At 57.0% G+C, this 12480-nt stretch carries 12 protein-coding genes; 10 read left to right on the top strand and 2 right to left on the bottom strand.

All coding sequences use genetic code 11. From position 1 onward, the window contains the following. The first annotated feature begins 2 nt into the window (after positions 1 to 2). From rpoN to FJ145_17860, 10 genes are all read left to right on the top strand, one after another. Entirely contained in the window at positions 3 to 1475 is a 1473-nt protein-coding gene (gene rpoN, locus FJ145_17905) for an RNA polymerase factor sigma-54 (protein MBM4263291.1), read from the top strand. 71 nt (positions 1476 to 1546) lie between these two features. Continuing rightward, positions 1547 to 2008, top strand: a complete 462-nt coding sequence (locus FJ145_17900; GenBank protein MBM4263290.1) for a PTS sugar transporter subunit IIA — start codon at positions 1547 to 1549, stop codon at positions 2006 to 2008. A 7-nt stretch (positions 2009 to 2015) separates the two neighbouring features. Then, entirely contained in the window at positions 2016 to 2882 is an 867-nt protein-coding gene (gene rapZ / locus FJ145_17895) for an RNase adapter RapZ (protein MBM4263289.1), read from the top strand. Positions 2883 to 2886: 4 nt separating this feature from the next. Beyond that, complete coding sequence (locus FJ145_17890; protein MBM4263288.1) at positions 2887 to 3162, top strand: HPr family phosphocarrier protein; 276 nt, start codon at positions 2887 to 2889, stop codon at positions 3160 to 3162. A gap of 75 nt (positions 3163 to 3237) precedes the next feature. Further along, positions 3238 to 4413 (top strand): methionine adenosyltransferase, encoded by a 1176-nt coding sequence (locus tag FJ145_17885; protein MBM4263287.1) that lies wholly within the window; start codon positions 3238 to 3240, stop codon positions 4411 to 4413. Between the two features lie 27 nt (positions 4414 to 4440). Continuing rightward, positions 4441 to 5709: an adenosylhomocysteinase gene (locus FJ145_17880; GenBank protein MBM4263286.1), complete on the top strand. Its 1269-nt coding sequence runs from the start codon at positions 4441 to 4443 to the stop codon at positions 5707 to 5709. Between the two features lie 182 nt (positions 5710 to 5891). After that, positions 5892 to 6470, top strand: coding sequence for a hypothetical protein (locus tag FJ145_17875; protein MBM4263285.1), 579 nt, complete (start codon positions 5892 to 5894; stop codon positions 6468 to 6470). A 49-nt stretch (positions 6471 to 6519) separates the two neighbouring features. After that, a complete protein-coding gene (locus tag FJ145_17870) occupies positions 6520 to 8196 on the top strand; it encodes a hypothetical protein (GenBank protein ID MBM4263284.1) in 1677 nt (558 codons plus the stop codon). Positions 8197 to 8363: 167 nt separating this feature from the next. Then, entirely contained in the window at positions 8364 to 9437 is a 1074-nt protein-coding gene (locus FJ145_17865) for a hypothetical protein (protein ID MBM4263283.1), read from the top strand. Then, positions 9400 to 9726, top strand: a complete 327-nt coding sequence (locus FJ145_17860; protein ID MBM4263282.1) for a nitrile hydratase subunit beta — start codon at positions 9400 to 9402, stop codon at positions 9724 to 9726. Before FJ145_17865 ends, FJ145_17860 begins: the two co-directional genes overlap by 38 nt. Positions 9727 to 9732: 6 nt before the next feature. Here FJ145_17860 and FJ145_17855 read toward each other — a convergent pair whose 3' ends face one another. Then, positions 9733 to 11100, bottom strand: a complete 1368-nt coding sequence (locus tag FJ145_17855) for an MmgE/PrpD family protein (GenBank protein ID MBM4263281.1) — start codon at positions 11098 to 11100, stop codon at positions 9733 to 9735. Positions 11101 to 11148: 48 nt separating this feature from the next. Then, complete coding sequence (locus tag FJ145_17850; GenBank protein ID MBM4263280.1) at positions 11149 to 12321, bottom strand: hypothetical protein; 1173 nt, start codon at positions 12319 to 12321, stop codon at positions 11149 to 11151. Between the last annotated feature and the right edge of the window lie 159 nt (positions 12322 to 12480).

The raw sequence follows: 12480 nt of genomic DNA, 5'->3' as shown, positions 1-12480 counted from the left end.
CCATGGCGTACGAGCTTAAACAGGGACTCAGTCTCAGGCAAACCACGGCACTGGTGATGACGCCGCAGCTGCAGCAGGCGATCAAGCTGCTGCAATTGTCGCGGGTGGAACTGCAAGAGATGGTTTCCACCGAACTGCAAGAGAACCCGGCCCTGGAGGAAGGCGTCAGCGAAGAGGCCGAGCAGCCGCGCGTCGAAACCCAAGCCGCCAGCGCCGAGCCGGAAATCGAAGCCGTTATCAATCGCGAGCTATCGGCGGTCGACAAGATTGGCACTTTAGATTGGCAGGAATATCTCAACACCCATACCAACTCGATGCATAGCTCGCTTACGGCAGAAGCGATGTCCGACGACGGCGACGGCCCGCCCTCCTGGGAGAACAGCCTCACCAAAAAAACCTCCCTTGAGGACCATCTGATTTGGCAGCTGCGGCTCTCCAAGATGACCAAGCGCGAGGAAGGGATCGGCTTTTACATCATTGGCAACCTCGACGAAAATGGCTGGCTCGCACTGACCTTGGAAGATATCTGTCACGCGACCGAAAGCACGCCGGAGGAAGCCGAAGCCGTGCTCAGGCGCATCCAGTTTTTCGATCCCGTCGGGGTTGCGGCGCGCGACCTGCGCGAGTGTTTACTCAAGCAACTTGAGAGCCTCAACCTCGCCGACAGCCTGGCGGCGCGCATTGTCGCCGATTATCTGAGCCATCTTGAATCGCGCCGCTACGAGAAAATGGCGCGCGAGCTGAACGTCTCCATCGATGAGATTGCCGAAGCATCGCATCTCATCACGTCGTTGGAGCCCAAACCGTCGCGCGGTTATGAGCAGGATGATATTCGCACCGTGCTGCCCGACGTGTTTGTTGAAAAAATCGGCAACGACTACGTCATCTATCTCAACGACGACGGTGTTCCCCGGCTGCGCGTCAGCTCATTATACAGCCGCATGGTGGGCCAAGAGGGCGAAGCCGTGGAACAGGCGCGCCAATACTTGCAGGAGAAAGTGCGCGCCGCAACGTGGCTGATCAAAAGCATTCAGCAGCGCCAGCAAACCTTGTTTCGAGTCACCCAAAGTATTTTCAAATTTCAGCAGGAGTTTCTCGATCACGGCGTCAGCCAGTTAAAACCGATGGTGCTGCGCGATGTGGCCGAAGACATTCAAATGCATGAGTCGACGGTAAGCCGGGCGACGGCCAACAAATATGTGCACACGCCGCAGGGGCTTTTCGAGCTAAAATTCTTTTTTCAGAGCAGCGTCAAGACCGAAAGCGGCAGCGACGTTGCCAGCGAAAGCGTCAAAGAAAAAATCCGCGCCATCATCGCCCAAGAAGACCACAACCGTCCGTTCAGCGATCAGCACATTGCGGAGAAGCTTTCCACCTATCAGATTACCATCGCGCGCCGCACTGTCGCCAAATATCGTGAGGCGATGGGCATTCTGCCCTCTTCCAAACGACGCCAACCTTTTTTAAGAAAATAATCATCGGGCCGTCTGATGAGCGCCGGATAAGGAAAAACTCAGCAAGCTCAATCCCACGAAGGGGCGCAGCCGTGAAGATCACCGATTTCTTGTCCGTGAACACTGTCATCCCTATGCTGGTGGCGCGCGAAAAGGGTGCGGTATTAGCAGAGCTCGCCGCCCAGCTGGTGGCGCAGCACCGTTCGCTTGACGAAAAGCAGGTTTTGCGGGTTTTCCAAGAGCGGGAAAAAATCAGCACCACGGCGATTGGCGAAGGTGTCGCCATACCCCACGGTAAACTCCCCGGCGTCGAGGGCGTTGTCGGCGTTTTTGCGCGCAGCGCGGCCGGCGTTGACTTTGCCTCGCTCGACGGCGAGCCGACGCACCTTTTCTTTGCGCTGGTGGCGCCAGAGGGGGCGGCGGCCGATCATCTCAAGGCCTTGGCGCGCATTTCGCGCCTGCTCAAAGACCCGGCGTTTCGCGCGCGCTTGATGAAAGGCGGCAACCGTGAAGAGTTGTTCGCCATCATCGCTGAAGAGGACGACAAGTTCTAAGATTGCCATGGCAGGCGAGCTCGACATTATCATCGTCACGGGTCTGTCCGGTTCAGGCAAGAGCTTCGCCATTCGCGCCCTCGAAGACAATGGTTTTTTCTGTGTCGACAATCTGCCGGCGCTGCTAATCCCAAAATTCATCGATCTCTGCCAGGGCTATCAGGAAGACATCATGCGCATTGCGTTAGGCGTCGACCTGCGCGGCGAACGCTTCCTGCAATCGCTGCCCCAAGTGGTCAGCGATGTGCGGGCCGCCGGCCATCACCTATTGGTGCTGTTCTTCGATGCCTCGGATGACGTGCTGTTGCGTCGTTTCAGCGAAACCCGGCGGCCGCACCCGCTAGCCGGCATGGGTAGCGTGCAAGATGGCATCCTGCGCGAGCGCAAGGCGCTCGAAAGCGTGCGCGCTTTGGCCGACAAGATCATCGACACGAGCGACTTCAACGTCCACCAGCTAAAGCAGGAAATGGAGCAGCAGTTTTGTCAGGCGCCCTATTCACGGCGCATGAACGTGTTTCTCAGCTCCTTCGGCTACAAGTTCGGCATACCCCACGACACGGATCTGATTCTCGATGTCCGCTTCTTGCCCAACCCTTATTTTGTCAATGAGCTGCGCGACCATAGCGGCCTCGATCAGGACGTCCGCGATTACGTCTTGAGCAATGATGACACGCGCACCTTTCTTGATCGGCTGCTGGCGCTCTTGGAGTTCACTCTACCGCTCTACGAGCGCGAAGGAAAAAGCAGCTTGACGCTGGCCTTGGGCTGCACGGGTGGCAGGCACCGCTCCGTGGTGTTGGTCGAAGAGCTGCGCCAGCGGCTCGGCGATGACAAGTTCCGCATTCAAGTAAAGCACCGCGACATCAACAAGTAACGGCATGAATAAGGTTGCCAAAAAGCTTGAAATCAAAAACAAGCTGGGGCTCCACGCGCGAGCCTCGGCCTTGTTGGTGCAAACGGTAAATAAGTTTTCATCGCAGGTGACATTTTCGGCCGAAGGTCAGAGCGCCGATGGACGGAGTATTTTGGGTGTAATGACGCTAGGATGCCCGCAAGGGAGCACGATTCTCGTTGAAGCGCAGGGTGACGACGCGGAGCGGGTCGTCAAAGCGATCGAAAAATTGATCGACGCCAGATTTAACGAAGATCAGTAGGTTGAATCCCCCCTTTGTATTGGTTATAGGAATGAGATTGCTTTTTTATCGACAACTGCCCAGGAGGTAGCTTTTATGGCAGGCAAAGATTTTCTCTTCACTTCGGAATCAGTCTCCGAAGGTCATCCCGACAAACTCTGCGATCAAGTCTCCGACGCGATCCTCGACGCGCACCTAGCGGGAGATCCCGACAGCCGTGTTGCCTGTGAAAGTCTGGCCAAGACCGGCATGGTCGTCGTTGCCGGTGAAATCACCAGCCGCGCCAAGGTGAGCTACGTCGACATTGTCCGTGAGGTCGTCCGCGACATCGGCTACACCGATTCGGCCATGGGATTTGACGGCAACACCTGCGCGATTCTAACCGCAGTCGAGCAGCAATCGCCGGATATTTCTCAGGGCGTCACGGAAGGTGAAGGCAAACACAAGGAGCAAGGCGCCGGCGATCAGGGCATGATGTTCGGCTATGCTTGCGATGAAACCCCCGAGCTGATGCCCTTCCCGATTCAAATGGCTCATAAGCTTGTGGAGTATCTGGCGAAGGTGCGTAAAGGCGGCGAAGCACCCTTCCTCAGACCCGATAGTAAATCGCAAGTGACCGTAGAGTATCGCGATGGCAAGCCGGTCAGGATCAAGAACGTGGTCATTTCCACGCAGCATAGTCCCGAAGTGGGCAACGATAAACTCGAATCGACTATTGTTAACAACGTTATTAAGGCCGTTGTTCCCGCGAAGTTTCTTGACAACGACACCGTCTTTCATGTGAATCCTACCGGCCGGTTTGTCGTCGGCGGTCCCCAGGGTGATTGTGGTTTAACCGGCCGCAAGATCATTGTTGATACCTACGGCGGCATGGGGCGCCATGGCGGAGGCGCATTTTCTGGCAAAGACCCATCAAAGGTCGATCGTAGCGCGGCGTACATGGCCCGTTATGTGGCAAAAAATATCGTTGCAGCGCAACTCGCAAGCCGTTGTGAAGTGCAATTGGCATACGTCATTGGCGTTGCCCAACCCGTCTCCGTGTTGGTGGATACATTTGGCACCGGTAAGCTTGACGAAGCCAAGATTGCCAAGATCGTTCAGAATAACTTTGACCTAAGCCCTAAGGGTATTATACAAACACTTGACCTGAAACGGCCCATCTATCGCGCGACTGCAGCCTATGGTCATTTCGGTCGCGCGGCAGAGAAAGGTCTGTTCACTTGGGAACGGACCGATCGGGCGGAAGCTCTAAAAAAAGCGGCTGGAATTTAGTTAAGCGGTTGGAGGGAACCTTAACCGATGGCATCGAAGAATTACGACGTCAAAGACATGAAGTTGGCCGAAACCGGCCGCAAACGCATTCTCTGGGCGGGCCAGGACATGCCCGTCTTGCAAAGAGTCAAAGAACGTTTTCGCAAAGAACAGCCGCTCAAAGGCATGCGCTTTTCCGCCTGTCTGCATGTGACTGCGGAAACCGCCAATCTCGTCCAGGCACTCAAAGCCGGCGGCGCCAACGTGGTGCTGTGCGCTTCCAATCCGCTGTCGACCCAAGACGACGTCGCGGCGTCTTTGGTGCAGCACGACAAGATTCCCACCTACGCTATCAAGGGCGAGGACAACAAAACCTATTATAAACATCTCCGTGCCGCGCTCGACCACAAACCGGTCATCACGATGGATGACGGCGCCGATCTGGTTTCGATGGTGCACACGCAGTACACCCATTTGATTCCCGAGCTAGTCGCCAGCATGGAAGAGACGACCACGGGTGTGATCCGTCTGCGCGCATTGGAAAAAGACAAAGCGCTCAAGATTCCGGTCATCGCCGTCAACGACGCCGCGACCAAACATTTGTTTGATAACCGCTACGGCACCGGCCAATCGACCATCGACGGCGTGGTGCGTGCCACGGATATGTTGATCGCCGGCAAACGCGTTGTCGTTGCCGGTTACGGCTGGTGCGGCAAGGGTGTCGCGGCGCGCGCCCGCGGCATGGGCGGCAAGGTGATCGTCACTGAAGTCGATCCAGTGCGCGCCCTCGAAGCCGCCATGGACGGCCTCGAAGTCATGACGATGAAAGAGGCGGCCAAAATCGGCGACCTGTTCATTACCCTCACCGGTGATATGCATGTCATCGCCGCCGAGCATCTCAAACTGATGAAAGACGGCGCGGTGATCTGTAACTCCGGCCACTTCGATATCGAGATCGATATCAAATCACTGACCAAGCTCGCCAAGCGCGTTGACAAGAACGTGCGCAATTTCGTCGACGCCTACGTCATGCCCAACGGGCGGCGCATTTATTTGATCGGCGAAGGACGTTTGGTCAACCTGGCGGCCGCCGAAGGTCATCCCGCTTCAGTTATGGATATGAGCTTTGCGACCCAAGCGCTGGCTTCGGAATGGGCTGTCAAGAATCGTAAGAATCTCAAAGCGCAAGTTTACGAGGTGCCGGCCGCGGTTGAGAACTGGGTTGCCGGTCTCAAGCTCGGCTCCATGGGCATAAAGATCGATAAGCTTACCGCCGAGCAGGACAAGTACCTCTCCTCCTGGGATCACGGCACATAGTAACTGCTATTAGCTTTCGAACGAGCGGGGCCCCAGCAATATCTTATTGCTGGGGCCCTGCGTTATTTTAGCCCAATGCGAAGCCCCTGAAATCCACCGAACCAGCTTGACGAGCCGCACCGGCTCGGTCTAATAATTCAAGCAACAATCACAGAATCGGCCCGCTACCGATAGGAGGTCCCATGTCCGCAGTGCAAAAATTTATTTCGTCTGCGCGTAAATTGCATGCCGAAGAATCCGATCCGGCAAAGCGTTGGGGAAAAATGACGCCGTTGCTGCAGGATCTCCTGGCCGACCCGTCGGTTCGGGAACAGTCAAGGCACTGGCCGGATTGCTCACAGGGCGGCGACCGCGCGGAGAATCTGCTCTTTTACGAAGACCCCGATTATAGATTTGTTATCAATGGCCTCATCAAGGCTCCGCACACACGCACGGCGATTCATGATCACGCCCACAACTGGACGCTTTACGGCGTGCTCGACGGTACCGAGTCGATCGAACGATATGAGCGGCTTGACGATGGCTCGAAGCAGGACTACGCCGAAGTTAAGAAGACCGTTAACGTCAAAGTCGGCGCCGGCAAAATCGATCTGGTGCCTCCTTACGCGATTCACGCGGAAGAGAGCGGCGACCAGAGAACCGTGGCGATCATCGTCCGCGCCGAGAAAGCCGGCGGATTCTTGCAGGGTCGCTACGATCCCGCAACCAACAAGTACTGGCAAGGCTATGGCCCGAAGCAAATTCCTTTCGAACTGAAATAGTCTCGTTTGTTGTAGGGGCGGGTCTAAGACCCGCCCTTTTCGGTTGACCATGGATGCCAAACCACGCATCGCCGTCTTTTCCGGCCCCACCGCGACGATTCAAAACAGCGAACCGTTGGTCACCAGCAACAAGGCGCGGACAAAACATGGCCTGCCGCTGAAGACTAACGCTGACGGATCGCCGCTGCGCTTCGATCCACTGCGCGCCCAACGGCTAGCCGCGCCAGTGACGGTTTATATCGAACAGTTCAGTGCCCATCCACTCGAACGCGATGCAGCGGCGCTCTATGCGCCACCCGACGGCTACCTCGATAGCGCCGGCAAGTTCCACAAAGAGCGCACCAGCGCCACCGATAAACCGATTTACGAAGTGACGCTCAGTCCTGAAGACGGCCTCTACCCGCTGCCGTATATGGCGCGCCAAGCCAACGGCCAGGCCTGGGAAGGTGACGGCACCGAGGAACGTGCCCCGGCGGAAAAATGTCGGGTGCCATTTTTCCCCGACGGCTCGCGGCTCTTTGAAGAGATCGATCGCTTGGGCCTGTCGGACAAGGGTTGGGGCAGCCTGCTGTCGTCGAAGGCGGAGTTTGATTTTTACCGCGCCGCGCCGTCGGGCGGCTACATGAGCGGCAGGAAGGCGGCGGAACGCACGGACCAGGGCCAAGGCGATATCGAGCCTGAGATTTGGGGCAGAGATTTTTTTCCGTACCGCCCTGGCTATCTGCGCAAGGAACCGGCAATGGCGACGCTCGCGCGCTTGACCAACGTCGTACATTTAGCCTTGGTCAGCGGCGCCTATGCCGGCGCGATTTGGCTGGAGGGCAGCCCGTTTGTGGAGGAAACCACCTACTGGCTGAATCTGTTGATCGACACGACCGTGCCCATCGTCGGCAACTCATCGCAGCGCGCCCACGGCGCCGTCGGCAACGACGGCGACCGCAACATCGTCGACTCGGTGGACTACATCACTTCGCGAATTTGGGCCGACGAGAACGGCCGCGATTTCATCGGCGTGGTGGCGATACTCGATGAGCAAATTTTCACCGCGCGCGATGTCCAAAAGGCCGACGCACGGCCGGGCGGCTACGTTGCCACCGGCGGCCACGGCGGCATCATCGGCAGAATGGGCCATCCCGGCGCACCACAATTTACTTTTCGCACGGTTAAGCGGCACACCTACAATTCCGCGGTGAACTTGACGCAATTACCCGGAGCAGTCCAGGGCTTGAGAGGCCAGATTCCGGTCAAAGACGGCACCGGCAAGTTGCTCGCATCGGCGATTCCCAAAGTGACCATCGCCAAGCATGCGCGTTATCTGCCAGAGGACGCATCCGGCGATGCCGTCGGCGAAATCGATATTTTAGCGCGTATCGACCACAACCTGCGCAACGCCCCGTTGGCCGGCTTCGTTGCCGAAGGCTCGGCGCCATTTGGCGCCATGAGCAATTCGGTCGACGCCGCACTCAAGCGGGCGACATTCAGCGGCATGCCAGTGGTAAAAGTGGGTCGCGGCAACGCCAGTGGTTTTGTCGACGCGACGCGCGATCCGCTAGCCATCGCCGGTAACAATCTGACCGCGACAAAAGCGCGCTTGTTGTTGATGGCAAGCTTGATGAAGCTCGGCTGTTTGCCGCTGGCGGCCGATCCGACAAGGCCAACAGCGGCGGAAACCGATGCAACCAAAGCCAAGCTGAAGCAGTATCAAGAGATTTTCGACACGCACTAAAAGGGAAATATTCAACACGAAGGCCCTAGAGGAAATACATGTTTCTTCGAACTTCGTGTGCTTCGTGTCTTCGTGGTGAGCGTAGTTTTTCAAATGACGCAAACCGTCCGTATGTAGAGGCGGCGATGCATCGCGCCCGCTTTTCAATGGAATGAGGAGAATCGCTAATGTCAGGAAAGCACGGACATAAACCCTTCGAAGGCCACATGCACGATTTCATGTCGCACATTCAAGCGGTCGAAGAAGATTTGGAATATTACCGCACCAAACGTTTGGAGCCGCGGCTCATCTACATTTTGCGGCGCGGCCTGGTGACGTTCTACGATTTGCTCAACATGTGCGGCAGCCTGAAAAAGAAGGACCGCTTTTTCAAGATTCCCAAGCCCCAAGGAAAAAATCTCGAAGCGCGCGTGCGCCATCTCGAAGAATGGCTCGACGATTACGTGAAAGGCATCGCCCTGGTTTCGGCGCGCACCGTCGAGAGCCTCGACGTGGTCACCGAAGACAACCGCAAGGAGCGCGGCGATTATGACAGTTTTTTTAAGATCAAAAAGAAAGAACACCACGGCAGCCTCGAGGAGCGCATGGTGAGTCTCGAGAAAGATCTCACCGACTATCAGGAACTGTTAGAAATGTTCGTCCAATGCCTGATCCAGCGCGGCTGGACGGCGCGCACTGAACTAGAGCAGCGCTGGAAACAGTTGCACGAGGAACGTCCGTGGCTCGGCGGAGTCATCGTCGCCAAAGCGTGGAGCGATCCTGAGTTCAAGCGAGCGCTGTTGACCACCGGCCGAGAAGCCCTGCGTGAAATCGGTGTGCACCAGGGCAAAGTTGGCAAGCTTCTCGTGGTCGAGAACACCGAACAGGTTCATAACATGGTCGTTTGCACGCTCTGCTCCTGTTATCCCTACGACATCCTGGGCGACACCCCGTGGTGGTACAAACACGAGAGCTATCGCATCAACATCGTGCAAAACCCGCGCAAGTGCGTGCAGGAGATGTTCAGCCTGGAAATTCCCACGGACAAAGAAATGAAAGTGTGGGACAGCACCTCGGACGTGCGCTATTTCGTTTTGCCCCAGCGTCCGGCGGGCACCGAAGGAATGACAGAAAGCGAATTGGCCAAACTCGTCACCGTCGATAGTCTTATTGGCGCCGGTTACGCGCTCACTCCCGAGCAGCGGCATCGAAGAGAGGCCGACCATGTTGAAGCGGAAGCGCCGCGGGTGCGGCCGGACTGAAATGGAATCGACGAGCGATAAATTCAAGATCGGCGACGCCGTGGTTGTCGCCAAGGAAAATCTCAAAGGCAACCCGCGCACGCCAAAATACGTCCGCGGCAAGCGTGGTGTGATCGCTTTGGCCCACGGGCGGCTAGAAAACCCGCGCGACCATCGCGGCATGCACGATCCGCTTTACACGGTGCGTTTCGACTTAAGCGAACTCTCGCCCTGTCGAGACACGGACACCATCATGGTCGATGTCCACGAAGAGTGGCTGAGTCCTTTGCGGCCGGAGGATCGCAACTAGCCCACATCATGACGCGCGCCGCAGCTGCGTCCCCAGTGCGGCGACATCGGGAACTTTTTCGAGATTTTGCACCGAATTGATCAACCGACCGAGTTGCCGTTCGTTAAGGATGCCGCGGGTCAGTTTGCGCGCCTTGGCGCTGACTTCATCGTAGCTAAACGGATTGTGCGGCGTGCCTTTAAAATGAATCACCAACTTCGAGTATTTTTTCCCGCCATTAAGCTCGACCGTCACCCGAGCGGCGCGGTCCCAACCTCTTTGTTCGATCTCGTGGTCGACCTCCAGGCGAATCTTCGGCATCAGCGCGAGAATCTTTTTGTCCTTGAGCCTCTTCTCGGTGATGTTGGCCGGCACTGACGGATCGTAATGGGCGCTCAGCGCGACACAAGAAGGAATGCTGTACTGCGCCATCATCAGATCGCCCGGCTCATAGTTGGCATGATGGGTCAGCAACTTCTCGATGCTGCCGATGGTGATGCCGCGAATCTCGTCAGGCTTAAAACCGATCTCTCGGCGCAGCTCTTCCAGCGCCTCGATCGGCGCGTGGGCGTTGATATGGACGGCGCACCGTTTGATGGCAATATTCATGCTCTCCCACTCCTCGCCTAAACGATGGGTGAGATAGCCGAGATCGGGCGCGTCGGAAAAGGTTTTGCAAAAACCAAATTTGCCTTCGAGGACGCTTTCCGGTCCGGCAAACCCCTTGCGGGCCAAAAGTGCGGCGGTCACGCCGCCTTCGTCGGCCTTGCCAAGATGGAGCCGTTTGATCATCGCGCCTTCTTTACATTGGGAGAATTCAATCAAGCCAGCCGAGTAGGAGCCGGCGATGCCGAGGGCATTGACGAGTTGTTTTTCATTCAAGCGCAGCAATTTTCCCGCCGCCACGGCGGCGCCAAACGTGCCGGTTAACCCTGGCGCATGAAAGCCGCGCCGCTCGAGGGAATTGCCGGCGGCCACCCCGATGCGCGACAACACTTCGCAGGCGGCGACAAACGCCGCGAGCAGCGCTTTGCCGTTGGCACCCACAGCTTCAGCCATCGCAAAAGCGGGTAAGAAGGCAGTAGCGCCGGGATGAACGCCGGAGCCGGGTTGACGCACGTTATCGAGCTCGAACGCGTGCGCCATGGTGCCGTTGGCCAGCACCGCGCGCTCAGGCGAGGCTTTGAGTTTTGTGCCCAGCACCGAAGCGCCGCCTTTGGAGCCGCCGCGCTCGACAAAATCGATCACCGTTTTGCTCCACGGTTTTGTCGAGCCGTACAAACAAACGGCGAGAGTATCGAGCATGCACGCTTTGGCGCGCTCGATCACTTCTGCCGGAATATCTTGGTAGCGCAACTTTAGCGCGTAGCGCGCCAAGGTTTGGGTGGCGTTCATAGTTCTTAGCGCAAAACCTTTGTTTTGGCACTGCCAACCGGCTTACTGCTAGCCCCAGGTCGTCCTTGCTGTTTCCACAATCGTGTCGAGCTTTTTCCACATTTCATCTTCGCTCAGCACCTTCGAGTCGATGCCACCGAAGCCGCATTGGGGGCTGAGCGCCAATTGCCCGAGCGGCAAATACTGGCTCGCCTGGTCGATGCGCCGCTTCAGACCGTCGACGGTCTCCATTTGGGAATCCTTGGTCGACACCAGGCCCAGCACGACGATTTTATCTTTCGGCACCAAGCGCAGCGGCTCAAAGCCGCCGGCGCGCTCGCTGTCGTATTCCAACAAGATGCGCTGATGCTTGAGCGAATTAAAAAGTTTTTCGGCAATGGCATCGTAGCTGCCTTCGCGGTGCCACTGGGGCACGAGCTTGCCGGTTTTCGGGTCGGTGGTCCGGGCGTTGCCGCGGCAGATGTGAATGCCGAAGGTAACGCCGGGAAAGCCTTCGATAACGGCGTTGTCGGCATCGATGGAACGTTGGAAATTGCGCTCCGGGTCTTCGCCGCGCGAACGCATTCTGCCGAGTGAAATCTGGTCAACGTAGGCGGTGTAACCCGGCGCGTCGATCTGGATATACTTGCAGCCGGCCGCCACTAGATCCGCAATCATCTTGCGCTCGATCTTGATGAGATCGTCGACGAAATCGTCGAGCCCCTTGTAAACATCCAACGACGCTTCCCACTTAAAGCGCTGCGAGATGCGGTCGGGCCCGAGAACCGTCACTTTGGCCGGCACTGTGGCGACGCTCTGGGCGTAGCGGTATTCCTCCAGCGGCAAGTTGCGCACCAGCTGCAAGCGTGCCACGACGCCGCGCCGGGTGATGATCGCCGGGCCGGCCTCGTCAAAGTTTTGCTCGGCACGCTCGAAAGGGTTTTCATTCAAATCGCGGTGATAGTGGTACGTCGAAATATTTTGCGGCACGTCGTAGCCCGTCACACACTCGGAAAAGCTTTCTTGAAAATTGTGGCGGCGAAACTCGCCGTCGGTAACGATGGGAAGCCCGTGCGCTTCCTGTTTCTGGATGACATCGCGAATCGCTTGATCTTGAGCTTGGATCAGCTCCTCTTTGCTTGCCTGGTTGGTGTCAAAGCGGACGAAGACATCTTTTAGTTTTGCCGGTCGGCTCAAGCTACCGATGTGGTCGATGCGAATTTTGTTTAGGTCGGTGGTCATTTTTTTCTCCAAATAAAAGAGTTTGCCGATGGGAGCTATGATCAAAGCGTGTGGAAATAGGAAATAGGTAGGCGTACCCTTTCGCGAATCTAAAAACGAAAGGCTGCCTGTTGGCGCAGGCAGGAAAGGATACGCCGATGAGAGAAAAGCACACTGAGG

It is taken from the genome of Deltaproteobacteria bacterium (assembly GCA_016874755.1).
In the GTDB taxonomy this organism is placed as follows: Bacteria; Desulfobacterota; Binatia; order UBA9968; family UBA9968; genus DP-20.
This window is presented reverse-complemented; position numbering and strand designations above follow the sequence as displayed.

Bases quoted from the DNA above. Each gene is read 5' to 3' on its own strand.
- FJ145_17855 (MBM4263281.1), bottom strand. From the start codon at position 11,100: ATGAACGCCACCCAAACCTTGGCGCGCTACGCGCTAAAGTTGCGCTAC.
- FJ145_17865 (MBM4263283.1), top strand. From the start codon at position 8,364: ATGTCAGGAAAGCACGGACATAAACCCTTCGAAGGCCACATGCACGAT.
- FJ145_17880 (MBM4263286.1), top strand. From the start codon at position 4,441: ATGGCATCGAAGAATTACGACGTCAAAGACATGAAGTTGGCCGAAACC.
- FJ145_17850 (MBM4263280.1), bottom strand. From the start codon at position 12,321: ATGACCACCGACCTAAACAAAATTCGCATCGACCACATCGGTAGCTTG.
- FJ145_17860 (MBM4263282.1), top strand. From the start codon at position 9,400: ATGTTGAAGCGGAAGCGCCGCGGGTGCGGCCGGACTGAAATGGAATCG.
- FJ145_17890 (MBM4263288.1), top strand. From the start codon at position 2,887: ATGAATAAGGTTGCCAAAAAGCTTGAAATCAAAAACAAGCTGGGGCTC.
- FJ145_17885 (MBM4263287.1), top strand. From the start codon at position 3,238: ATGGCAGGCAAAGATTTTCTCTTCACTTCGGAATCAGTCTCCGAAGGT.
- rapZ (MBM4263289.1), top strand. From the start codon at position 2,016: ATGGCAGGCGAGCTCGACATTATCATCGTCACGGGTCTGTCCGGTTCA.
- FJ145_17870 (MBM4263284.1), top strand. From the start codon at position 6,520: ATGGATGCCAAACCACGCATCGCCGTCTTTTCCGGCCCCACCGCGACG.
- FJ145_17875 (MBM4263285.1), top strand. From the start codon at position 5,892: ATGTCCGCAGTGCAAAAATTTATTTCGTCTGCGCGTAAATTGCATGCC.
- rpoN (MBM4263291.1), top strand. From the start codon at position 3: ATGGCGTACGAGCTTAAACAGGGACTCAGTCTCAGGCAAACCACGGCA.